The organism is Microbacterium sp. LMC-P-041, assembly GCF_030209555.1.
Taxonomy (GTDB): Bacteria; Actinomycetota; Actinomycetes; order Actinomycetales; family Microbacteriaceae; genus Microbacterium.
Window position 1 is genome coordinate 396,464 of sequence record NZ_JARVRV010000004.1, and the last position, 21,203, is coordinate 417,666.

General features: G+C 68.8%; 20 protein-coding genes. 10 read left to right on the plus strand and 10 right to left on the minus strand.

Annotated features, from left to right (window positions below):
• Positions 1-135 precede the first annotated feature (135 nt).
• From QRN21_RS08360 to QRN21_RS08375, 4 genes are all read right to left on the minus strand, one after another.
• Entirely contained in the window at positions 136-978 is an 843-nt protein-coding gene (locus QRN21_RS08360) for an SDR family NAD(P)-dependent oxidoreductase (RefSeq protein ID WP_285363644.1), read from the minus strand.
• Positions 975-1,700: a polyamine aminopropyltransferase gene (locus QRN21_RS08365; RefSeq protein WP_285363645.1), complete on the minus strand. Its 726-nt coding sequence runs from the start codon at positions 1,698-1,700 to the stop codon at positions 975-977. The genes QRN21_RS08360 and QRN21_RS08365 overlap by 4 nt, the downstream gene beginning before the upstream one ends.
• Positions 1,697-2,614, minus strand: coding sequence for a hypothetical protein (locus QRN21_RS08370; RefSeq protein ID WP_285363646.1), 918 nt, complete (start codon positions 2,612-2,614; stop codon positions 1,697-1,699). The genes QRN21_RS08365 and QRN21_RS08370 overlap by 4 nt, the downstream gene beginning before the upstream one ends.
• 184 nt (positions 2,615-2,798) lie before the next feature.
• Positions 2,799-3,149, minus strand: a complete 351-nt coding sequence (locus QRN21_RS08375; protein ID WP_053098380.1) for a TraR/DksA family transcriptional regulator — start codon at positions 3,147-3,149, stop codon at positions 2,799-2,801.
• Positions 3,150-3,254: 105 nt separating this feature from the next.
• Between QRN21_RS08375 and phnD the strand changes: the two genes are divergently transcribed.
• From phnD to QRN21_RS08400, 5 genes are read left to right on the plus strand one after another with little or no spacing between them, the layout of a single operon-like run.
• Complete coding sequence (phnD, locus tag QRN21_RS08380; RefSeq protein ID WP_285363647.1) at positions 3,255-4,199, plus strand: phosphate/phosphite/phosphonate ABC transporter substrate-binding protein; 945 nt, start codon at positions 3,255-3,257, stop codon at positions 4,197-4,199.
• Positions 4,196-5,116 carry a phosphonate ABC transporter ATP-binding protein gene (locus QRN21_RS08385; protein ID WP_233277276.1) on the plus strand — a complete coding sequence of 307 codons (921 nt, stop codon included), beginning with the start codon at positions 4,196-4,198 and terminating at the stop codon, positions 5,114-5,116. The genes phnD and QRN21_RS08385 overlap by 4 nt, the downstream gene beginning before the upstream one ends.
• Complete coding sequence (gene phnE, locus QRN21_RS08390) at positions 5,100-5,999, plus strand: phosphonate ABC transporter, permease protein PhnE (RefSeq protein WP_285363648.1); 900 nt, start codon at positions 5,100-5,102, stop codon at positions 5,997-5,999. Before QRN21_RS08385 ends, phnE begins: the two co-directional genes overlap by 17 nt.
• Positions 5,996-6,763, plus strand: coding sequence for a tyrosine-protein phosphatase (locus QRN21_RS08395; protein ID WP_053098382.1), 768 nt, complete (start codon positions 5,996-5,998; stop codon positions 6,761-6,763). Before phnE ends, QRN21_RS08395 begins: the two co-directional genes overlap by 4 nt.
• A complete protein-coding gene (locus QRN21_RS08400; RefSeq protein ID WP_285363649.1) occupies positions 6,760-7,509 on the plus strand; it encodes a TetR/AcrR family transcriptional regulator in 750 nt (249 codons plus the stop codon). The genes QRN21_RS08395 and QRN21_RS08400 overlap by 4 nt, the downstream gene beginning before the upstream one ends.
• Before the next feature lie 213 nt (positions 7,510-7,722).
• Here the strand turns inward: QRN21_RS08400 and QRN21_RS08405 are convergent, their stop codons facing one another.
• On the minus strand, positions 7,723-10,263 hold the full coding sequence (locus tag QRN21_RS08405) for an MMPL family transporter (RefSeq protein ID WP_285363650.1): 2,541 nt from the start codon (positions 10,261-10,263) through the stop codon (positions 7,723-7,725).
• A gap of 69 nt (positions 10,264-10,332) precedes the next feature.
• Here QRN21_RS08405 and QRN21_RS08410 point away from each other — a divergent pair, with 69 nt between their 5' ends.
• The gene (locus QRN21_RS08410) at positions 10,333-10,905 is read left to right on the plus strand and encodes a TetR/AcrR family transcriptional regulator (RefSeq protein WP_285363651.1); all 573 of its coding nucleotides are present in this window, start codon (positions 10,333-10,335) and stop codon (positions 10,903-10,905) included.
• 21 nt (positions 10,906-10,926) lie between these two features.
• Here the strand turns inward: QRN21_RS08410 and QRN21_RS08415 are convergent, their stop codons facing one another.
• From QRN21_RS08415 to QRN21_RS08435, 5 genes are all read right to left on the minus strand, one after another.
• The gene (locus tag QRN21_RS08415) at positions 10,927-11,637 is read right to left on the minus strand and encodes a DUF2786 domain-containing protein (RefSeq protein ID WP_053098385.1); all 711 of its coding nucleotides are present in this window, start codon (positions 11,635-11,637) and stop codon (positions 10,927-10,929) included.
• Positions 11,638-11,880: 243 nt separating this feature from the next.
• Positions 11,881-12,024, minus strand: a complete 144-nt coding sequence (locus tag QRN21_RS08420) for a hypothetical protein (RefSeq protein WP_171821968.1) — start codon at positions 12,022-12,024, stop codon at positions 11,881-11,883.
• Positions 12,021-14,354 carry a phosphoribosylformylglycinamidine synthase subunit PurL gene (gene purL, locus QRN21_RS08425; RefSeq protein ID WP_230101074.1) on the minus strand — a complete coding sequence of 778 codons (2,334 nt, stop codon included), beginning with the start codon at positions 14,352-14,354 and terminating at the stop codon, positions 12,021-12,023. The genes QRN21_RS08420 and purL overlap by 4 nt, the downstream gene beginning before the upstream one ends.
• Positions 14,355-14,438: 84 nt before the next feature.
• Positions 14,439-15,122 carry a helix-turn-helix domain-containing protein gene (locus QRN21_RS08430; protein ID WP_187249056.1) on the minus strand — a complete coding sequence of 228 codons (684 nt, stop codon included), beginning with the start codon at positions 15,120-15,122 and terminating at the stop codon, positions 14,439-14,441.
• Positions 15,119-16,630: an APC family permease gene (locus QRN21_RS08435; protein WP_285363652.1), complete on the minus strand. Its 1,512-nt coding sequence runs from the start codon at positions 16,628-16,630 to the stop codon at positions 15,119-15,121. The genes QRN21_RS08430 and QRN21_RS08435 overlap by 4 nt, the downstream gene beginning before the upstream one ends.
• A gap of 220 nt (positions 16,631-16,850) precedes the next feature.
• Here QRN21_RS08435 and QRN21_RS08440 point away from each other — a divergent pair, with 220 nt between their 5' ends.
• The 4 genes from QRN21_RS08440 to QRN21_RS08455 are packed head-to-tail and all read left to right on the plus strand — an operon-like array spanning position 16,851 to position 21,158.
• On the plus strand, positions 16,851-18,323 hold the full coding sequence (locus QRN21_RS08440; protein WP_285363653.1) for an APC family permease: 1,473 nt from the start codon (positions 16,851-16,853) through the stop codon (positions 18,321-18,323).
• A gap of 59 nt (positions 18,324-18,382) precedes the next feature.
• Positions 18,383-19,522, plus strand: coding sequence for an ornithine cyclodeaminase family protein (locus QRN21_RS08445; protein WP_056276002.1), 1,140 nt, complete (start codon positions 18,383-18,385; stop codon positions 19,520-19,522).
• Positions 19,519-20,730 carry an N-methyl-L-tryptophan oxidase gene (gene solA / locus QRN21_RS08450; protein WP_072590479.1) on the plus strand — a complete coding sequence of 404 codons (1,212 nt, stop codon included), beginning with the start codon at positions 19,519-19,521 and terminating at the stop codon, positions 20,728-20,730. The genes QRN21_RS08445 and solA overlap by 4 nt, the downstream gene beginning before the upstream one ends.
• A gap of 32 nt (positions 20,731-20,762) precedes the next feature.
• Positions 20,763-21,158, plus strand: a complete 396-nt coding sequence (locus QRN21_RS08455; protein ID WP_200955145.1) for a Rid family hydrolase — start codon at positions 20,763-20,765, stop codon at positions 21,156-21,158.
• Positions 21,159-21,203: the final 45 nt, after the last annotated feature.

The window sequence follows — 21,203 nt, forward strand, 5'->3', positions numbered from 1 at the left end:
CGCTCTGAAGGGGTCATGTGACCCGGTGTGCCAGCATACTCCTGCCTGCTGGGGGTCGATCCACCGGTCCGGCTGCGTCCGCTCGTGGTTCCGGTCGCAACACAGCGGGGCGAACGGCCGGCGATCAGGATGCGGTCAGGCGGCGTCGATCCCGACGAGTTCGGCGCTCTTCTGCCACAGGGCCTCGGCCAGTGCGGCATCCTCGATCATCGGGTTCACCCGCCGGGTCAGAACGCGCTCGTCGTAATACTCGCCCGAGATCCAGGTGTCATCCGGGGTGCCTTCGACGAACCAGCTGAGCGTGCTGCCGCCCTTCTCGCTGCTGATGAGCAGCAGTCGCTTGAGCGGGGTGCGGTAGACGAACCGCATGAGCGTGTTCGAGTCCGAGGCGAAGTTGGTCTGCACGGTGCCGGGGTGGAAGGCGACCGAGCTGAGTCCCTCGCCGTGGAACTTCGTGTGCAGGCTCCTCGTGAACAGCACGTTCGCGAGCTTCGCATCGCCGTAGGCGCGGTTCGCGCTGAAGTCCTTGCGGTTGTCGAGGTCGTCGATGTCGAGCTTGGCGAACAGCCGGTGCGCGACGCTCGAGGTGTTGATGATCGCCGCGCGACCGGTGCGCAGCTGCGGCAGCAGCAGGTTCGTCAGCAGGAACGGCGCCAGGTGATTGACCTGCAGCGTCTTCTCGAAGCCGTCGACCGTCGGGGTCTGATCGCCGAAGATGCCGCCGGCGTTGTTCGCGAGCACGTCGATGCCGCCGTCGCCCACGGCATCCGCGATCTTCGTCGCCAGTTCGCGCACGTCGTCGAGTCGCGCGAAGTCGGCGGTGAACCACTCGGCCCCGGTGTCCGCGGCGACAGCGCGTGTCTTCTCGATAGATCGTCCGACGAGGATGAGTCGGTGGCCGGATGCCGCGAGCTGGCGTGCCGATGCCGCACCGATCCCGTCGGATGCGCCGGTGAGGACCACCGTCTTCGGGGTCACGACGTCGGCTCCGCTGCGCCGCGGCTGCGCCCGACGTACACGGTGTTGGACGACGTCCCCCCGGTGACCGCGTTCGCGAAGTCGACCACGTGGGCGACGGCGTCGTCGAACACGGCACGCATCTCGTCCATGAAGGCATCGTCGGGCGGATCATCCGACCACAGTGCGAAGACGCCACCGGAGGCGAGGTGCCGGTCGAGGGCGCGCAGGCCGGCCGCGGTATAGAGGTCGGCGTGCGTGGGGTCGAGCTGATGGCGCGGCGAGTGGTCGACATCGAGCAGGATCGCAGAGTAGCCGCGGTGACCCTCCGGGGGCGCTGCGCGGACCACGGCGAAGAAGTCGTCCTCGACCAGGCTCGTGCGCGGGTCGTCGACGAGTTCCGCCGACACGGGCAGCAGCTTCCGTCGGTGCCATCCGATCACGGCGCCGAGCCGGTCGACCACGGTGAGCGACGCCACGCGGTCGTCACGCAGCGCCGCGACCGCCGTGTATCCGAGCCCCAGGCCGCCGACCAGCACAGAGAGGTCATCGCCGGCGACAGCGGCCAGGCCGAGATTCGAGAGCTCCTCCTCCGCCACCGTGAACAGGCTCGACATCAGGTATTCGTCACCGAGCTTGACCTCGTAGATCTCCTGGCCGACAGCGGGTTCGGTGCGGCGACGCAGCGTCAGCTCGCCGATCGGGGTCTCCTGCCAGTCGAGCTCTTCGAATCTCGTGATCATCGGGGATTCTCGCTGTCGTCGTTCGTGTTCGCGCGCAGGGGTGCAGACGCGTCAGTCCGGGCCGGGGAGTCGGGAGCTGTCGTCGGTGACGGCAGCCGGATCTTCTCGGGCTCCGGATCGGAGGCGGCCGCAGCGCGGGCGGGCGTCGTCGATGCGGCATCCGTGACGGTGCCCGCTGATGGATGTGCGGGGAGCTCGCGCGCGACCTGCTTCTCGAGCACCTGCACGGCCTCGTCGCTCAGCAGGATCAGGCCCTCGAGCTCGTCGCGCACGCGTCGGTAGGCGACGTTGCGCTCGGCCTGGGTGGCCGACTCGTCGACGGCGACCTTGAGCAGTTGCTGCGCGCGGTCGAGGCGCTTGCGCTCAGGTTCGGTGAAGGTCGAGTCGCGCAGCCGCCGGGCATCCTTCTCGGCGATCTCGAATGCGACGGCGTACGCGCCGACGGCGTCGAGGTACTCCGACACCTGCTGCTCTGTCACGGCTGCGTCAGCGGAGAGCGGGCGCAGCGCATCCGCCGTCCTCTTGGCCCGAAGGAACGCCGCGACCAGAGGCTGGCGTCCGTCGCTCATGGCGGGGAAGGCGATGAGCTTCGCGACGTCGAGCTCGTAGTCGAGCCACCGCGCGGTGATCTCGTCGTGCTCGGAGAAGAGCCGCTCGAGCAGGGTGTTCGGTGCGACGGAAGCACGAGTGTCGACGAACGCCGGTCCCGCCTGCCTCGCCCTTCCGGTGCGGGCTTCGAGCTGAGCCGTCTTGATCTCGGCCTTCAGTCGCAGGGTCTCGATGCGACGTTCGTGGCGACGCTTCGAGTTGCGCTCCCACGCCTTCGCGGCGCCGCCGGCCATGCCCATGATGGGGAAGACGAGCCACCAGTAGTGCCCCGCGAAGTTCCAGAAGCCCTGGATGAACTCGTCCATGATGCCCTCAGCCTACTTCTCGGGCTGTGTGGCGTGGGCGGCCGGGGTTGCGTGCGCGTGTGCTCCACAACTCCGGAGATCCGGACTGGCAGGCGACCACGTTCGTTCGCAAGCGCCGAGAAGACGGGCGGCCCTCGCGGGGGTGCACAGGATCTCCGGAGTTATGGAGCCCCCGGGGCGCCGATCAGAGGCCGAGCTTCTCCGCGCAGGCGACGCAGTGCGTGGCGAACGGGCGCACCTCGAGTCGCGCCTCGGGAATCGGCCTGCCGCAGTGCGCGCAGACGCCGTAGGTGCCGGCATCCAGTCGTGCGATCGCGTCGTCGACCTGCTGGAGTTCGGATGCCGCCGCGTCGGCGAGCCCGGTCAGCCGTGACCACTCGGACGAGAGTGTGACGCCCTCGGGGTCGTGCTCGTCGTCGTCGTTCGAGCCTTCGCGATCGTGCATCAGCTCGGCGAGGGTCGCCGCCGTCGATGCGACCCGCGCCGTCGCCTCGGCGCGCAGCATCTCGAGGCGTGAGCGGGCATCCGACGTCATCCGCACACTCTAGGCGGCACCTCCGACACCAGCCGTTCACTCAGCGTTCCGTTTCGAGTACGGCGGTCTCGTAATTGCCTGTCACCTTCGCGAGTTGGAATACCCATGTTCTCGGAATTCGGGAACGCCTCCTCCCGAAAGGTCATCATGCGCCGCCTCACCCTGCCCGCCGTCGGCCTCCTCGGCGTCGCCGCCCTCGCCCTGACCGGCTGCCAGAGCCCGTCCGCCGAAGCGGCCCCCGCCGACCCGAACGCTCCTCTCACGATCGCGACGATCCCGGTCGGTGACGACCCCACAGCCGAGAACCCCGTCGAGGTCTTCGCCGAGCTGCTCGAAGACGCCACCGGCCGCGACGTTGAGATCACCGATGTTCCCGACTACCTCAGCGTCGTCGAGGCGATCCGCGCCGACCACGTCGACATCGGCATCATGAGCGGCTTCCCCTCGGCGCTCGCCGTGAACACGGGCGAGGTCGACGCGCTCGTCGCCTTCCAGGGCGACGGCAAGCCCGTCTCGACCTGTGTGGTGCTGAACGACTCGCCGATCCAGACCGTCGAGGACCTCGAGGGCAACACCGTCGCCTTCGCCGACCAGGCGTCGAGCTCGGGCTACTTCATGCCGGTGTACATGCTGCATGAGGCGGGCCTCGAGCAGGGCACCGACTACGAGGCGATCTTCGCCGGCGGACACGAAGGCAGCTTCGCCGCGCTCGAGCAGGGACAGGTGGATGCCGCCTGCACCGCCGTCATGCTGACCGAGCTCGGCGCGCCGATGTTCCCGTTCGCCGACGGGGAGTGGCGTGCGGTGGGTGAGAGCCCGGCGATGGACATCCAGGGTGCTGTGCTCGGACGTCAGTCGCTCGACGCCGAGACCCGCAAGGTCATCCAGGAGGGCATCGCCGAAGTCTTCTCGCCCGAGAACGCCGAGCGCCTCGGAGCGTACGGCGCCTTCGCCGCCGCCGAGCAGACCGTCGACCCCGACGGCTCGTCGTTCGCCTCGTTCGCCGAGATCGCCGCGGTCGCCGGTGTCGAGCTCAAGGACCTCAAGTGACGAGTCCCGCACCCGTCGTCGCTTCGCTGGAGAACGCGCGCGGTGCGTCCGCCGATCGGCACGTCGCCTCCCGACGCGCCGAGACGGCATCCGATGGTCTGGGATCGCCGACGGCGGAAGAGCTCCGCACCCCGACCGCCGAGCTGCGCCAGGCCCTGCCGCTCGTCACGGTGCGCGACCTCAGCGTCGCGTATGACACCACCACCGTGCTCGACGGCGTCGATCTCGACCTGTTCCCGGGCGAGATGGTCGCGCTGCTGGGCGCCTCGGGGTCGGGCAAGTCCACCCTGATGCGCAGTCTCACGGGCTTCGCGCCGATCTCGGCAGGGTCGGCGCGGGTCGCCGGCCACGACGTCACCAATCTCGCGCGCGGCGAGCTGCGCACCCTGCGGTCGGATGTCGGACAGGTGTTCCAGCAGTTCAACCTCATCCCGCGCCTGAGCGTCATGACGAACGTGCTGGCCGGAGCCCTGCACGGCGCGGGCTCCATCAATCTGGTCGGCGGCTTCTCGAGCGCGCACCGTCGCCGCGCACTCGAGCTGCTCGATCGCGTCGGCATCGCGCACAAGGCCAACGAGCCTGCTCGCTCGCTGTCGGGCGGACAGCAGCAGCGCGTCGCGATCGCCCGCGCTCTCATGCAGCAGCCGAAGGTGATCCTCGCCGACGAACCGGTCGCGTCGCTCGACCCGAAGCTCGCCGACTCCGTGCTCGGTCTGCTGCGCGAGATCGCCACCGAAGACGGCATCCCCGTGCTCGTCAGCCTGCACGTGCTGCCGCTGGCCCTCGCGCACAGCGACCGCATCATCGGCCTGCGGCACGGACGGATGCTGGTCGCCGGCGCCACTTCGCAGCTGGATGCCGCGGCCCTTGCGCCGCTCTACGACGACGAGGAGCACGACGATGACGCTCACCACTGACTCCCGCTCCACGGCAGGGTCAGCAGGCTCAGCCGCCCCTTCGGGCCCCTCCGCCGGCGCGACCGACCGCTCGACCTCGAGGCCGACCCTCGACCCTGCCGAGCGCTCGCGGCTCGAGCGGGCGTTCCGGGTGCCGCGCGCGAGGTTCCTGCTCGGGCTGCCGATCGCCGCCCTGCTGCTGATCTGGTCGTTCAACGGCGCCGAGTTCAACTTCATCAAGCTGGGCGACGGCGCGGTCAACATGGGCGAGTTCCTGTCGCGCCTGCTCCCGCCGGACTTCTCGAAGATCGGCACGATCCTCGCGCTGCTGCTCGAGACCTTCCAGATGGCGGTGGTCGGCACCGTGCTCGGAGCCGTGCTGTCGCTGCTCGTCGCCTTCGGGGCGTCGTCGAACATCGCGCCGAAGTGGGTCTACTACCCGACGCGCTGGGTCATGAACATCATCCGCTCGGTGCCCGACCTGGTGTTCGCGCTCATGTTCGTCTCGGCCGTCGGACTCGGTCCGTTCGCCGGCATCCTGGCCATGACCCTCGGCTCGATCGGGTCGATCGGCAAGATCTTCGCCGAGGCCATGGAGCAGGTCGACCGCGGACCCGTCGTCGCCATGGAGGCGGTCGGTGCCTCGAAGCGTCAGGTCATCCAGTACGGCATCCTGCCGCAGAGCGCACCGCTGCTCACGTCCTACACGCTGCTGCTGTTCGAGGGCAACGTGCGCGGCGCGACCATCCTCGGCCTCGTCGGCGCCGGTGGCATCGGCCTCGAGCTGACCACCGCCATGCGCATGTACGACTACGGCCACCTCAGCGCCATCATCATCTGCATCATCGTGCTCGTCACGGCGATCGACCAGGGCAGCGCCCTCATCCGAAGGAGAATCACATGACCATCGCCGACATCGACCTGGTGCTCAGCGCCCCCGTGAACCTGCGCGACCTCGGCGGCATCCCGATCGAGGGGGGAGTACTGCGGGAGGGTCTCGCGATCCGCACGGATGACCTCGCCTACGTCACGACCGAGATCGCGTCGCAGCTCGTAGCCGCAGGGCTCACCGCGATCATCGACCTGCGCTCGCCGCTCGAGGTCTCGGTCACGGGGCGGGGTCCGCTCGCCGACTACCCGGTCGCGTACCACCACCTGCCGCTGATCGCGGATGTCGGGGAGTCGATGAACCGCGACGCTCCCGAGCTCAGCCACGACGCCATGGGCCGGATGTACCTGCGCATGGTCGAGGTCGCCGCACCCCAGCTCGTCACCGCGCTGAACGTGATCGCCTACACGCCGGGAACCGCGGCGTTCCACTGCGCGGCCGGGCGCGACCGCACCGGAGTCGTGGCGGCGATGCTGCTGCTCGCCCTCGGCGCGGCTGATGATGACATCGTCGCCGACTACGCCCTCACCGGCGGCAACATGGTCGCGATCATGCAGCGCACCGCACCCGTGATGGGCGCGATGTGGAAGGCGCTCGGCTTCGACGCAGATGCCGCCGGTGCGACGTCGTCGCTGTTGGAGGGTTCGATGGAGGTGTCGATGCGCACCCTGCTCGACACCCTCCGCGCGCAGCACGGCGATGCACTCGCTCCGCTGCGAGCGGCGGGACTGTCGGATGCGACTGTCGCGCGGCTCCGTGAGCGGGCGCTCGCCGCGTGACGACCGTGGAGCTGGAGGCTCGCGTCGCGAGCGCGGGTGACGCTGTCGGTGCCGTTCCGGTCGCCGTCGGAACTGCGGGCTCGACGTCTGCGGGCGCGAAGTCTGTGGGCTCGAAGTCTGCGGGCGCGTCGGATGCCGGGGCTGCGGTCCGCCGCCGCCCCGGCCGTCCGCGCGATGAGGACATGGACGGGCAGATCGTCGCCGCGACGCTCGAGATCATCGATGCGGGCGAGGACGTCACGGTCAGTCGCGTCGTCGCGCGGAGCGGAGTCAGTCGCGCTGCCCTGTATCGGCGGTGGCCGTCGCTCACGACGCTGATCGCGGCGGCGCTCGACGTCGGACGCACCATTCCGCCCGAATACCCGGACCGAGTCGACCTGCGCGAGGCGCTGTTCGACGGGTTCGGTCTCGGTGACACCGGTGTGGCGCTGTCTGTCGCGGCATCCGGCTATGCGGAGGAACGATTCCGGCAGCGCATCCGACTCGTCATGTCGGATCGCGCACTGCAGAAGGCGTACTGGCAGTCGCACGTGTCGCGGCGACGAGTGCCGCTCCTGAACGCGTTGCGCGCGGGAATCTCCCGTGGCGAGCTGCGGGCCGACCTCGACGTCGAGGCGTGCTTCGATGCGATAGCCGGCACCGCGTACTACCAGATCGTCGTGCGCGGCGACCGGATGGACGACCCTGCGGTGGCCGCTCGCCTGCGGGCTGCGGTCGAGACGATCTGGCGCGGGATGGTCGCCTGACCCACGCGTCCCGGCACCCCGGCCATCCGGGTGAGGTGATGCAGACGGCGTGCTGGGTCACGAATGGCGGGAGCATCGCCCTCAGGGGATCTCACATACCGAAGGAGATCTCACGCACAGAAGGAGCATTCCTCGGATGGGCTCCTTCGTTGTGCGAGATCTCCTTCGCAGGGACGCCGAGCGGCAATCCGAGCGACAGCCACTGCCGCGACGTCAGCGCGCCTCAGGCGTCTCCGAGCTCGCCACGACCTGCACCGTGTCGGTCCTGACTCCCGGGTGCTCGCGCTCGAGCGCTGCACCCTCCATGTCGACGTTCGGAAGGATGCGGTCGAGCCACCGCGGCAGCCACCAGGCCGACCGGCCGAGCAGGTGCATGAGCGCCGGCATGAGCAGCATCCGGACGACGAAGGCGTCGAGCAGCACACCGAACGCCAGGCCGAAGCCGATCGAGCGGATGATGGTCGACTCCGAGAAGATGAATCCGCCGAAGACTGACACCATGATGAGCGCCGCGGCGACGACGACCGAACGTCCGGCCCGGAAGCCCTGCGCGACGGCATCCCGTGCCGAGGCTCCGTGCACGTACGCCTCGCGCATCCCCGAGGCGAGGAAGAGCTGGTAGTCCATCGCCAACCCGAACAGGATGCCGACGAGGATCACGGGCAGGAAGCTGAGGATGGGCCCCGGGCTGTCCAGGCCGATGAGGTCGGCGCCCCAGCCCCACTGGAACACGGCGACGATCAGGCCGTAGGTCGCGAACAGCGAGAGCACGAAGCCACCGGTGGCGATGATCGGCACGAGCAGCGAGCGGAACACGACGATCATGATGAGCAGCGAGAGCCCGACCACGACCACGAGGTACAGCGGCAGGACGGCGGCCAGTGCCTCGGAGATGTCGATGTTGGTCGCGGCCTGCCCGGCGACGCCGAGGGTGATGCCGCCGTCGAGCTGCGGCAGGGCGCGGATGTCCTGCACGAGCTTCTCGGTCGATGCGCTGTTCGGGCCTTCGGCGGGGAGCACCTGGAACGCGAGCAGGGTGTTGTCGTCGGAGTTCGCGATCGGGGCGACACCCACGACGTCGTCCTGGTCGGCGATCTTCTGGGCGATCTCGACCTGCGTGGCGAGCAGGTCGTCGTCGCTCACCGCGTCGTCGAGGGTGGCTGTGACGAGCAGCGGACCGTTCGCCCCTTCGCCGAACTGCTCGTCGACGATGTGGAAGGCGCGGTAGCTGGTCGAATCCGACGGTTCGCTCGCGCCGTCGGGCAGTCCGAGGCGCATCGACATCGACGGGATCGCGACGATCAGCAGTGCGATCACGCTGACGAGCACGGTGACGATCGCGCGGAGCGTGGACATCCGCTTCACGGGCTTGCCCGCGGCGTGCGGCTGGCCGATCGTGGAGCGAGCCTTGCCGCTGAGCAGTCGTGTTCCGACGAGACCGAGGATCGCGGGGGCGAGGGTGATGGCGACGAGCACGGCGACGCCGACGCAGACCGCGCCGACCGTGCCCATGAGTCCGAGGAACGGAACGCCGGTGACGTTGAGGGCCAGCAGCGCGACGATCACCGTGGTGCCGGCGAACACCACGGCCGTTCCCGAGGTGCCGGTGGCGAGGCCGATGGATTCGCGAACCGGAACACCGTTGAGCAGCTGCTTGCGGTGCCGGTTCACGATGAAGAGCGAGTAGTCGATGCCGACGGCGAGACCGAGCATGACGCCGAGCACGGGGGTGACGGATGCCATGTCGACGACGCCCGAGAAGGCGAGAGATGCGGTCACGCCGACGCCCACGCCGACGACGGCCGTCACGATCGGCAGTGCTGCACCGATGAGTGTGCCGAGCATGACGATCAGCACGACTGCGGCGAATGCGAGTCCGATCGCTTCGCCGACGCCGAAGATCTCGGGCACGCCCTGCGCGATGTCGGTGCCGAAGTCGACCTCGACGCCCTCGATCGGCGAGGACTCGAAGTGCTCGATCGTGCCCTGCTTGACCTCTTCGGAGAGTTCGAGACGGGGGTCTTCGAACGAGACGTTGACGATGGCCGTCGAGCCATCCTCCGAGACGACGCCGATGCCGTTCGTGAGGTCGAGGAGCGTGGAACCGAGGTCGACCTTCTCGGCGTTCGCATCGAGTTCGGCGCGCGAGTCGTCGATGGTCTTCTGCTGCGCATCGAGCTGGGCTGCCTGCGCGTTCAGAGTCTCGATCTGCGCATCCAGTGCTGCGAGCTGCTGGGCCGGAGCGCCGCCCGCTTCTGCCTGCGACCGAGCCGTGGTCAGCTGGTCGAGACCGGCCTCGAGCTGCGTGCGACCCTCGTCGAGCTGCGTCTGACCGGCGTCGAGCTGCGCCCGGCCACCCTCGATCTGGTCCTTGCCGTCGGCGAGATCCTGCGCCTGCACGGCCTGCTGCTGCTGTGCGTCGAACGGGTCGATCACGGATGCCACGCCGTCGAGGTCTTCGGCGCTCTTCGCGAGCGCGGAGATCTCCTGCTTCTGCTGCTCCGTGAAAGCCGAGCCGTCGGTCGTCTGATAGACCACCGTGCCCGTGCCGCCGGCGGTGTCGGGCAGCTTCTCGGCGAGCTGGTCGGTCACAGCGCCCGAGGCGGTGCCGGGGATGTCGAAGCTGTTGCTCAGCGTGCCGCCGAGCGTGAGGAACGCGCCGACACCCAGGCCGAGGATGACGACCCACGAGACGATCACCGTCCACGCCTTGCGTGCAGCGAACGAACCCAGGCGGAACAGCAGTGAAGCCACAACGATCTCCTTCAGACGAATAGATCATACGGGGCGTCTCGTCTAGTGTTCTGTGGTTATCCTGAACGTGTGGTGAACGAGCATCGGAGCGGACCCGTGCGCAGCACGGCTGCCCGTGAAGCGATCCTCGACGCCACCGCTCGCCTCTTCCATAACCAGGGGTACGACCGTCTCACGATCGAGGGAATCGCGAAAGAGGCCGGCGTCGGCAAGCAGACCATCTATCGGTGGTGGCCGTCGCGCGGAGCCCTCATCGGCGAATGCCTCGCCGAGGGCCGCCTGATCCCCGTCGACTTCGTGGTTCCCGACACGGGAGACCTCGCCGACGATGTCGAGACCTGGCTGCGCAGCGTGCTGTCCATCCTCGAAGCGCCGGAGGGAGGGGCACTTCTCCGCTCGCTCGTGGCGGCCGCCACCGAGGACGCCGGAGTCGGCGCGCACCTCGGTGAGAGCCTCGGCGTCGAGAAGTACCTGGCCGAGCGCATCCGCGGCGGCATCCGCGACGGGCAGCTCGCCCCGGACGCACCGGTCGAGCAGCTGGGACGGGCGATCCTCGGGGCGATCATCGTCGAGTCCCTCGTTCGAGACGAGCACGACACCGACGCGATCGTTCGGCTGACGCGCTTCCTCTTCTCGCGATAGCGGCAGCGGGCGCGTGCGTGGTCATCGCGCCGAGACCGCTCTGCCGCCGCCGGTCTGAGCCTCCAGGCCCGAACGGTGGCCGTGCGCGAAGGAGCCGGGATCCGCGCCGCGGCGTCGCCGGGCGTGTGTCGTCGCCATCTCGTCGACCGCGTCGTCCACTCGGCTCCGGCGCGAGGTGAGAACGAGCTCGGTCCCCGAGCCGCTCTCTTCGACCGCAGCGCGGCGACTCTCCTCGATCCGGTTCATGGCACCCGCGGCGAACCCCCGGAGGAAGCCGCTGCGCGCTCGACGTCTCACCCCTTCGCGATGGCCGGCATACAGATCGCGATGCGCGATCCACCACGCACGCATCGCGACCGTGGCCTGCACCTGCAGACTGGCGGTCAGCGTCTGCACCTGCGTCACATCCGACGAGTGCCCGACCAGCAGCAGGCCGGCGATCGGCGGGTACTCCGCCAGGATCGGGCGCACCGCACCCAGCCCGTAGGCCACGCCGATGCCGATCTCACGAAGGTCCTTCGCGTAGACGCCGCGGAACAGCATCCTCTCGGTGACGATCTGCTCGCGCGTCTGCCCCAGGAGTCCCCGTCTTTCGTCGATCTGCGCCTGCTCGATCCCGTACTTCACGATCAGGCGCTCGGCGTGCTCGGTCAGAGCCTCGGCCTCTTCGGGCGTCGTGCTCTCGGCCTTGGCGAGCAGTTTGGCGATCAGGTCGAGCTTGGCTTCGGTCATGGCATCCCCCAATGGATCTGTGATGCCTCGGATCCTTCGCGGGGGTACCTACACTGCGAGGCCGAGCTCCGGGGAGTGTGAAGAAACCCGGATGACGGATGCCGGTGCAGAAGTGGATGCCGCGAGGCCGGCCGGGCGCAGGTTCGGACCCGGTCGCCGACACGCCGCGATAGGGCCGGGGTCGCCGGAGTGCCGCCGGGCACCCCGAACCAGCGTCGGAAAGAGACCCGAGAAGAACTCGATTCAGCCCAGGATCAGCGTGATGACTGTCGCGCCGCCGCCACCCAGGATGAGGGCGATGATGACGGTCCAGGCGACGATGCGCATGCGGCGATTGCGCTTCTCGCCGAGATCGCCGTAGTCCTCGCTCAGACCGTCGCCGCTCATGCGCTGACCGGCTCGGTGACCGTGGGGCCGAAGGCGGCGGGCAGGGTGGCCTGCGAACGCTCGCGGATCTCGGCGATCGGCACGGTGAAGACGTCCTGCACCTCGAGCTTGTCGCCCTCGGAGTCGGTCACGCCGATGCGCATCACCGGGTAGTCGCGGCCTTCGCAGAGTCCGCGGAACTTGACGTCGTCTTCACGCGGAACGGTGACGATGACGCGGCCCGTCGACTCCGAGAAGAGGGCGGATGCCGCATCCACACCGTCGCGCTCGATGATCTCGTTCAGCCAGACGCGTGCGCCGACCCCGAAGCGCGAGACGCCCTCGGCGAGGGCCTGCGCGAGGCCACCCTCCGACACGTCGTGCGCCGACGAGATCAGCCACTCGTCACGGGCGGCTCCGAGCAGACCCGCGAGGCGCTTCTCGCCCGCGAGGTCGACCTTCGGGGGCAGTCCGCCGAGGTGCTGGTGCACGGTCTCGGCCCACGCCGAACCCGAGAGCTCGGTCGAGGTCGTGCCGAGCAGGTAGATGTTCTGACCCTCGTCCTGCCATCCCGAGGGGATGCGGCGCGAGACGTCGTCGATGATGCCGAGCACGCCGACGAGCGGGGTCGGGTGGATCGGCACGTCGCCGGTCTGGTTGTAGAACGAGACGTTGCCGCCGGTGACCGGGGTGCCGAGTTCGTAGCATCCGTCGGCGAGACCGTCGACGGTCTGCCCGAACTGCCACATGACCTCGGGGTTCTCGGGAGAACCGAAGTTCAGGCAGTCGGTGATCGCGGTTGGAACGGCACCCGTGACGGCGACGTTGCGGTACGCCTCGGCGAGTGCGAGCTGCGCACCGGCGTAAGGGTCGAGCTGGCAGTAGCGTCCGTTGGCGTCGGTCGAGATCGCGAAGCCGAGTCCCGACTCCTCGTCGACGCGGATCATGCCGGCGTCATCGGGGAACGACAGGGCCGTGTTGCCGAGCACGTAGTAGTCGTACTGGTTGGTGATCCAGCGGGTGTCGGCGAGGTTCGGCGACGCGACCAGGTCGAGGAACTGCTCGCGGAGCACCTCGGGGTCGTTCGACCGCGGAAGGTTCTCGGCGGCATCCGCCTGCAGTGCGTCGATCCACGTCGGGTACGCGACCGGGCGGTCGTAGACCGGGCCGTCGACCGCGACGGTCGAGGGGTCGACGTCGACGATGCGCTCGCCCTGCCAGTCGATGATGAGGCGGCCGTCGCCGGTGACCTCACCGAGGACCGACGTCTCGACGTCCCACTTCTCAACGACGGCGAGGAACGCGTCGAGCTTCTCGGGAGCGACGATCGCCATCATGCGCTCCTGCGACTCCGACATGAGGATCTCCTCGGCCGTGAGCGACGGGTCGCGCAGCAGCACGTTGTCGAGCGAGACCTTCATGCCGCTGTTGCCGTTGGCCGCGAGCTCGCTGGTCGCGCACGAGATGCCGGCTGCGCCGAGGTCCTGGATGGCCTCGACCAGCTCGTCACGGTAGAGCTCGAGGCAGCACTCGATGAGCACCTTCTCGGCGAACGGGTCGCCCACCTGCACCGCGGGGCGCTTGGTGGGTCCGGTGCTGTCGAACGAGTCGGATGCCAGGATGCTGGCACCGCCGATGCCGTCGCCACCCGTGCGGGCGCCGAACAGCACGACCTTGTTGCCGACGCCGGTCGCGTTGGCGAGCTTGAGGTCCTCGTGGCGGAGCACGCCGACCGCGAGCGCGTTGACGAGCGGGTTGGCCTGGTAGACGGAGTCGAAGACCGTCTCGCCCCCGATGTTCGGCAGACCCAGGCAGTTGCCGTAGAAGCTGATGCCGCTGGTCACGCCGTGCACGACGCGAGCGGTGTCGGGGTGGTCGATCGCGCCGAAGCGGAGGGCGTCCATGACCGCGACCGGACGTGCACCCATCGAGATGATGTCGCGGACGATGCCGCCGACGCCGGTCGCGGCGCCCTGGAACGGCTCGATGAAGCTGGGGTGGTTGTGGCTCTCGGCCTTGAAGGTGACGGCCCAGCCCTCGCCGACGTCGATGACGCCCGCGTTCTGGCCCATGCCCACCATGAGGCGTTCCTTCATCTCGTCGGAGACCTTCTGACCGAAGCGGCGCAGGTAGTTCTTCGACGACTTGTACGAGCAGTGCTCCGACCACATGACCGAGTACATCGCCAGCTCGCCGGAGGTCGGGCGGCGGCCCAGGATCTCCTTGATGCGGGCGTACTCGTCGTCCTTGAGGCCCAGCGCTGCGTACGGCTGCTCCTTCTCCGGAGTCGCGGTGGCGTTCTCGACGGAGTCGGGGACGTGCTTGTGGGCAGGTGCAGGGGCGGTGGTCACGCGCACTCCTAGATGAGGGGCCGGCGGGGCATGGCCAGTCTACCGGGGGATGCCGTGGCCATCGGCCCGGGCGGACAGCGGGGTCTACGTCAGGAGCGGCCCGAGCTCCCGTGCGGCCGCGATGAGGGAGAGCGCGATCGAGTCGGAGCTGTCGATCTGCCGGCGCGGGCCCGAGTAGGAGAGTGCTCCGGCGAGCGTGCCGGAGGCATCGGTGATCGGCGCGACGAGGCAGCCACGCTGACCGTCGCGGGCGCGGATCACCCCCTGCGAGCGGAGTTCGGAGACCAGGTCACCGGCGGCGGTCTCCCCGCGCACGACCAGGGGCAGCAGGCCGAGGGCGTAGCGGGTGGGCTCCTGCTGCAGGCCCTGCCGATTCGAGAGGGGGAAGTCGGGGTCCTCATCGGCGACGACGACCCGGTCGTCACGATAGAGCACGAGGTGGATGCCGCCCCTCGCGCTCGCCCTGGTGCGCTCGAGCACGTCCCGTGCGGCGCGCGGGATGCGTTCGACGCCGATGCTGCCGGCCAGCAGCGCCACCTTCGTGCCCAGGGCGAATCCGGTGAGATCCGGCGTCCGGACGAGGTACTCGTCCTGCACCAGCAGGTTGAGCAGGCGATAGGTGGTCGCACGCGGCATCCCGAGCCGGTCGGCCAGCTGCCGCGCTGTGACGCCGGCACCCATCGCAGCGACGGCCTCCAGCATCGACAGCGCGCTGTGGATGGCGGCGGGCTGTCGGGCCGTGATCGATACCGCGTCGCCAGCCGTCATCCGTCGGCGTCCCCCGGTTCGCCCCCGTGTGCGCTGCCGCCGCCGGTGCGGGCCACGCCGCCGAGAACGTGGGCGGCGACCGGCTCGTCGTAGCGCCCGACCTCGCCGAGAGGCGAGCGCCGTCGCCACCGGATCAGTACCGCGGCGATCAGGGCGAAGCCGAGGGCGAACCAGACCCCGGGGTTTCCCGCGGCCGCCTCCGCGACGAGATAGACCGTCAGGCATGCCGCAAGCGCCGCCGCCGCGCTGACGGCGGCGATGATGGAACCGACGGTGACCTCCCCGATACGGCGCAGGAACAGGGGAGCGGAGATGCAGACCAGCACGTAGGCGACGATGTAGCCCGCTGCCGAGATCAGCAGGACGGCCTTCATCGCGTCCCACGGTGACACGCCGGCCGCGACGATCACGAGCGGTGCGAGGACGATCGGCGGGACCGCGACGACGACCGCGCCGATCGGGGTGCGGTGGCGCCCGTGCGTGCGGCCGAGTCGGGCGGGGAGGACGCCGTCGCGGGCGAGCGCGAACACGATACGGGTGAGGGCGGTCGTCGAGGCGATCGCGCAGGCCAGACCCGAGGTGGCGATGCCGACGTCCGCCACGGCGGCCCATGCGGAGAGGCCGAAACGCGACGCGAGATCGTCGAGGAGCGCGACCGATGCCGTCCCCCCGATCGCGGCGGCTCCTGCGATCTGCGTGTAGGCGGCGATGAGGTAGAACACTCCGGCGACGCCGACGCTCCACACGATGGCGCGAGGGATGTTCTTCAGCGGCGAGCGGGCCTCGACGCCGAGCGTCGCGGAGCTCTCGAACCCCACGAACGCGGTGATCGCGAGAACGGCACCGCCGGCGACGCCGGCCACGGAGATGCCGTCGGCCGAGAAGATCGCCGCCGGTTGGAGCGGCCCGATGTGCTCGAGGAGCACGATCATCAGCGACAGGATCAGCGCGACGGAGATGAGTTCGACGACGAGCGCGACCCGGGATGAGAGGCGGATGCCGCGCACGAGGACGATCGTGAGCACCGCTGCTTCGACGACGAGAGCGCCCAGGGCGATCGGCGTCGCGGCGAGCTGAGGCCACAGTCGGGTCACGAGCATGGTCGCATAATGGGCGCCGCCCAGAAGAGCGAAGATCGAGATGAAGGCATACCCGACGAGGATCGCTGCACCGGTCGCGAGTCCGCCCGCCGCGCCGAGTCCGCGCGCCGCGTAGGTGTACAGGGAGCCGCTGGCGGCGAACCGACGAGTGAACTGGTTGATCGTCCGAGCGACCAGGAACGTGATGATCATGGCGAGGGCCATCACGAGCACGGTGGCGCCGCCCGCCAGGTCCGCCACCAGCAGCACCGCCATCGCCGAGGCGGCGGCTGGGGCGACGGCCGCGACCGATTGCGCGAGGATGTCGGCGAAACCCACGGTGTGTCTGTCCAGTCCGTGCAACGGCGAGCGGGCGGCGAACGAGCGCACGGTCTGCGGGCGCTCGATCGCCTCTTCCAGTGCAGACATGGGGCCTCCGCCTGTCTCGTGATGGGAGGAGGCTACGAGCGGCCTGTTGCCGGAGCGCGTCTGCGATGTTTCACGCAGATGTCACCCGAATGAGACGGCCGGAGTTCCGGCGTCCCGTTCGCGGCGAACGCAGACGTCACTCCGGCGAGACGGGTGGGAAATCCCGCCGCGGCAGGGTGGGGGAACCGCTCCACTCCGCTTCTCTCCGAAGGGTTTGCACATGGTCCAGATTCAACCCAGCGCCACCGAGACCTCCCCGAAGAAGGTCCTGTCGGGATCGCTCGGTGCTACCGCGATCGTCTTCATGGTGGTCGCCGCCGCCTCGCCCCTGACTGTCATCGGCGGGTCCGCCCCACTCGGCATCCTGCTCGGCAACGGGTCGGGCTTCCCGGCGCTGTATGCGATCAGCGCCGTCGTTCTCGTGCTCTTCGCCGTCGGCGTCTCCGCGATGGCCAAGCACGTCCCCAACCCCGGGGCGTTCTTCACCTACGTCGGATACGGCCTCGGACGCTCGACCGGTCTCGCGTCCGCCTGGATCGCGATGCTCACGTACACGACGATCCAGGTGTCCGTGTACGGGTACATGGGCTACGTGCTGAGCTTCACTTTCGAGGGGTTCGGCATCACGCTCCCATGGTGGCTGTACTCGATCGCCGTCGTCGCGCTCGTCGGGTTCCTCGGCTATCGCCACATCGATCTGTCCAGCAAAGTGCTCGGCGTCCTGCTCTGCGCCGAGGTCGGAATCGTCCTCCTTCTCGTAGCGGCGGTCGTGATCTCCGGCGGCCCCGAAGGTCTGAGCCTGGCACCGTTCGAGCCGAAGAACGTCGCGAGCGGTTCCCCCGGCGTCGGCCTCATGATGGCGATCGCCGCCTTCATCGGGTTCGAGGCGACCGCCGTCTTCCGCAGCGAGGCGCGCGATCCCGACCGCACGATCCCCCGCGCCACCTATATGGCCGTGATCGGCGTCGGCGTGTTCTACACCCTCGCCTCATGGGGCCTCGTCATGGCGTGGGGTCCCTCGAACATCCTGGAGGAGGCCGCGGCCGACCCGGGAACGCTCATCCTCCGCACGATGTCGGCGTACCTCGGCGCCACCGGCGAGATCATCACGAACATCCTCCTCATCACCGCGATGTTCGCCTGCGTGCTGTCGTTCCACAACGTCGTCGCCCGTTACCAGTACTCCATGTCAGGCGCCGGCGTGCTGCCCGACCGGGTGGGCGCCGTGCACCCCCGGCACATGTCTCCGCACGTGTCCTCGCTCGTGCAGAGCATCACCGCGATCGTCCTCGTCGCGCTGTTCGCCGTTCTGCAGCTCGACCCGGTGCTGCAGGTGTTCACCTGGTTCGCCGGGGTCGCGACCGTGGCGATCGCCCTCCTGATGGCGGTCACCTCGATCGCGGTCATCGTCTACTTCGCGAGGACACGCAAGGACCGGAGGATCTGGAACACCGTGATCGCCCCCGTGCTCGGTTTCATCGGTCTGGTGCTCTCCGTGGTCATGATCGTCGTCTACTTCCCGATCATGGTCGGCGATGCGGATGCCACAGGCGCCCCGGTGTTCGGCGCGGTCAGCTGGAGTCTGCTCGGGCTGGTGATCGTCTTCCCCCTCATCGGGTACGCCCAGGCCGCGTGGATCAGAGCCCGCAGGCCCGCGGCATACGTCAAGCTCACCGACGCCATCGCCGGCTGAGGCGCATCATGAGCGCGACCGACACACTCTCCCCCACCCCCTCGACGAGAAGGACCGTCATGCCCCTGCCCCACGTGGATTTCCTCTACCTCTCCGAAGCCGACATGATCGCGGCCGGAGTGACTGATATGCACCAGTGCGTCGACACCATGGAGGAGATGTTCGCACTGTTCGCCGCCGGCGACTACCGCATGACCGGTGAGAGCAACGACTCGCACGGCGCGATGATGACGTTCCCTGAGGCGTCGCCGTTCCCGAACATGCCGGTGCCCACTGAGGATCGACGGTTCATGGCGATGCCGGCGTACCTCGGCGGAGACTTCCAGACGACTGGCGTCAAGTGGTACGGATCCAACATCGCCAACCGCGAGAAGGGTCTGCCACGGTCGATCCTCATGTTCACGCTCAACGACACCGACACCGGGGCGCCACTCGCGTTCATGTCGGCGAACCTGCTGTCGGCATACCGGACCGGCGCCGTGCCGGGGGTCGGTGCGCGGCACTTCGCCCGCAAGGACTCGCGTGTCGCGGGGATCGCCGGGCCCGGCGTCATGGCACGTACGGTGCTCCTGGCCTTCATGGATGCGTGCCCGCTGATCGACACGCTGAAGATCAAGGGGCGAGGGGCGGAGAGCCTCGCGCGCTTCCAGGAGTGGGTGCGCGAGGAGTTCCCGACGATCACCACGATCGAAGTCGTCGACTCGATCGAAGACGTCGTCCGGGGCAGCGACCTGGTGAGCTTCTGCACCACGGGCACCGGTGCCGGCGGCTCGGAGAGCTACCCCACGATCCAGCGGGAGTGGATCACGCCGGGGGCGTTCTTCGCGATGCCGTCCCTGTGCAACACCGACGACTCGCTGCTGGACAGCGACATCACGAAGGTCGTCGATGCGTACGGGTTGTACGAGACCTGGTACGAGGAGTTCCCGAAGCCGTCGTTCGAGTACATTCCGATGGTCGGGCAGAAGTGGATGGATCTCGTGAAGGCCGGGGAGCTCTCACGTGACGAGCTCGTCGACATCGGCGATGTCGTCTCCGGAAAGCGGCCCGGTCGGCAGAGCGACGACGAGATCGTCATCATGTCGGTCGGCGGGATGCCGGTGGAGGACGTCGCGTGGGGGACGAAGGTGTATCGCAACGCCCTTGAGCGCGGCATCGGCCAGAAGCTGAACCTGTGGACCGAGCCGGCTCTCGCATGAGTGCGGCAGAGGTGATCCGGACCGTCGACGTCGCGGTGGTGGGTGCAGGCTCCATGGGATCGATGGCGCTGTGGCACCTCGCGAGATCGACGGGGATGTCCGTGCTGGGCATCGAGCAGTACGGACCGGCGCACGGCCACGCGGCCTTCGCCGGCGAGTCGCGTCTGTTCCGTGCGGCGAACAAGGAGGGCGCGCTCTACACGGCCGCTGCTCTCGAGGCCAGGGCGCTGTGGACCGAGCTGGAGCGTGAGACCGGCCGCCAGCTGCTGCTGAAGACCGGCGTCCTCGCGATCGCGCCGGAGGGTCATCCATTCCTCGAGTCCACGCAGCGGTCGATCGTGGAGGGCGATCTGCCGCACCGGTTCCTCGATGCCGCAGAGCTCCGCCGGGAGTATCCGCAGTTCACCGTCGAGGACGGCGACATCGGGATCATGGACCTGCTGGGCGGCGGCTTGCGCTCGGAGCTGGCGGTGGCGACCGCGCAGCGGGCCGCGATCAGGCGCGGGGCGGAGATCCTGTACAACACTCCGGTGCTCGGCATCGATGAGCACGAGAGCGGTGTCGTGATCTCGACATCCGAGGGGATCGTCCACGCGCAGAAGGTGATCGTGACGACCGGTGCGTGGACGACGAGGATCGTGCCGGAGGTGCGCGATCTGGTGAGCGCCATCGCCATACCGCTCACGTGGTTCATGCCGGAGGACATCAGCCAGTTCACCCCGGATCGCTTCCCATGCTGGATGCGGGACCTGGACGGCGACCATGCCTTCGGGGTCCCCACACTCGACGGCTACTCGGTCAAGATCGCCCCCACGACCCGCATCGACACGATCGAGGACCCCGACACAGATCCCCGCGATCTGTCGCGTGAGCAACTGCGGAGATGCACGGCGATCGCCACCCGGATGTTCCCCGGCATCCTGCCCGAGGTGGTCCGGTCGTCCATCCACCCGGAGTCGGCGACGGCCGATCATGTCCCGATCCTCGACGTCTCCGAGTCGGGCCGGACCATCATCGGAGCCGGATTCTCCGGCAACGGCTTCAAGTTCTCGCCCGCCTACGGGCGAGTGTTGGCGCAACTCGCCGAGAGCGGGTCGAGCGCGCTGCAGCACCCCCTGTTCACGCTCGGTCACCACCGGCGCCGTGCTCAGGCGCGGGCCGACGATCTTGTCCTCGCAGACGACTATCCGGTCCTCCAGGGCCACTGACACGAAAGACGGAACCGTTGATAATCACCAGCGTGAAGAGCGGCAGCAAGTTCGAGACCCTCGCAAGCTATTCGCGGGCCGTCGCGATCGGCGACTGGATCTTCGTCTCGAACACCGCCGGCATCGATTACGAGACGAGGACCCTGCCGGACACGGCGGCAGAGCAGCTGCGTCTCGCGATCGCCACCGTCGCGCGGGCGCTCGCCGCCGTGGATTCGTCGCTCTCCGATGTCGTCCGGATCCAGGTCTTCGTTCCGGATGCGTCCGATCAGGACGAGACGATCGAAGTGCTCGGCGAGGAGTTCCGCGGCATCGACCCGGCGCTCACCATGACGCGCAGCCCGCTCGCGGGCGAGTACAAGGCCGAGATCGAGGTGACCGCGCACCGCGGGGCGGGGGCGGCGCGGCGCACGCAGATCGATCTGTGAGCACTCGGCGACTCGGGGTGCGGGGTCTCGGATACGGTCAGGCCT

Coding starts and splice junctions, on each gene's coding strand:
- QRN21_RS08365 (WP_285363645.1), bottom strand. CDS start 1,700: ATGATCACGAGATTCGAAGAGCTCGACTGGCAGGAGACCCCGATCGGC.
- QRN21_RS08370 (WP_285363646.1), bottom strand. CDS start 2,614: ATGGACGAGTTCATCCAGGGCTTCTGGAACTTCGCGGGGCACTACTGG.
- QRN21_RS08375 (WP_053098380.1), bottom strand. CDS start 3,149: ATGACGTCGGATGCCCGCTCACGCCTCGAGATGCTGCGCGCCGAGGCG.
- phnD (WP_285363647.1), top strand. CDS start 3,255: ATGTTCTCGGAATTCGGGAACGCCTCCTCCCGAAAGGTCATCATGCGC.
- phnE (WP_285363648.1), top strand. CDS start 5,100: ATGACGCTCACCACTGACTCCCGCTCCACGGCAGGGTCAGCAGGCTCA.
- QRN21_RS08395 (WP_053098382.1), top strand. CDS start 5,996: ATGACCATCGCCGACATCGACCTGGTGCTCAGCGCCCCCGTGAACCTG.
- QRN21_RS08415 (WP_053098385.1), bottom strand. CDS start 11,637: ATGACCGAAGCCAAGCTCGACCTGATCGCCAAACTGCTCGCCAAGGCC.
- QRN21_RS08420 (WP_171821968.1), bottom strand. CDS start 12,024: ATGAGCGGCGACGGTCTGAGCGAGGACTACGGCGATCTCGGCGAGAAG.
- QRN21_RS08430 (WP_187249056.1), bottom strand. CDS start 15,122: ATGACGGCTGGCGACGCGGTATCGATCACGGCCCGACAGCCCGCCGCC.
- QRN21_RS08435 (WP_285363652.1), bottom strand. CDS start 16,630: ATGTCTGCACTGGAAGAGGCGATCGAGCGCCCGCAGACCGTGCGCTCG.
- QRN21_RS08440 (WP_285363653.1), top strand. CDS start 16,851: ATGGTCCAGATTCAACCCAGCGCCACCGAGACCTCCCCGAAGAAGGTC.
- QRN21_RS08445 (WP_056276002.1), top strand. CDS start 18,383: ATGCCCCTGCCCCACGTGGATTTCCTCTACCTCTCCGAAGCCGACATG.
- solA (WP_072590479.1), top strand. CDS start 19,519: ATGAGTGCGGCAGAGGTGATCCGGACCGTCGACGTCGCGGTGGTGGGT.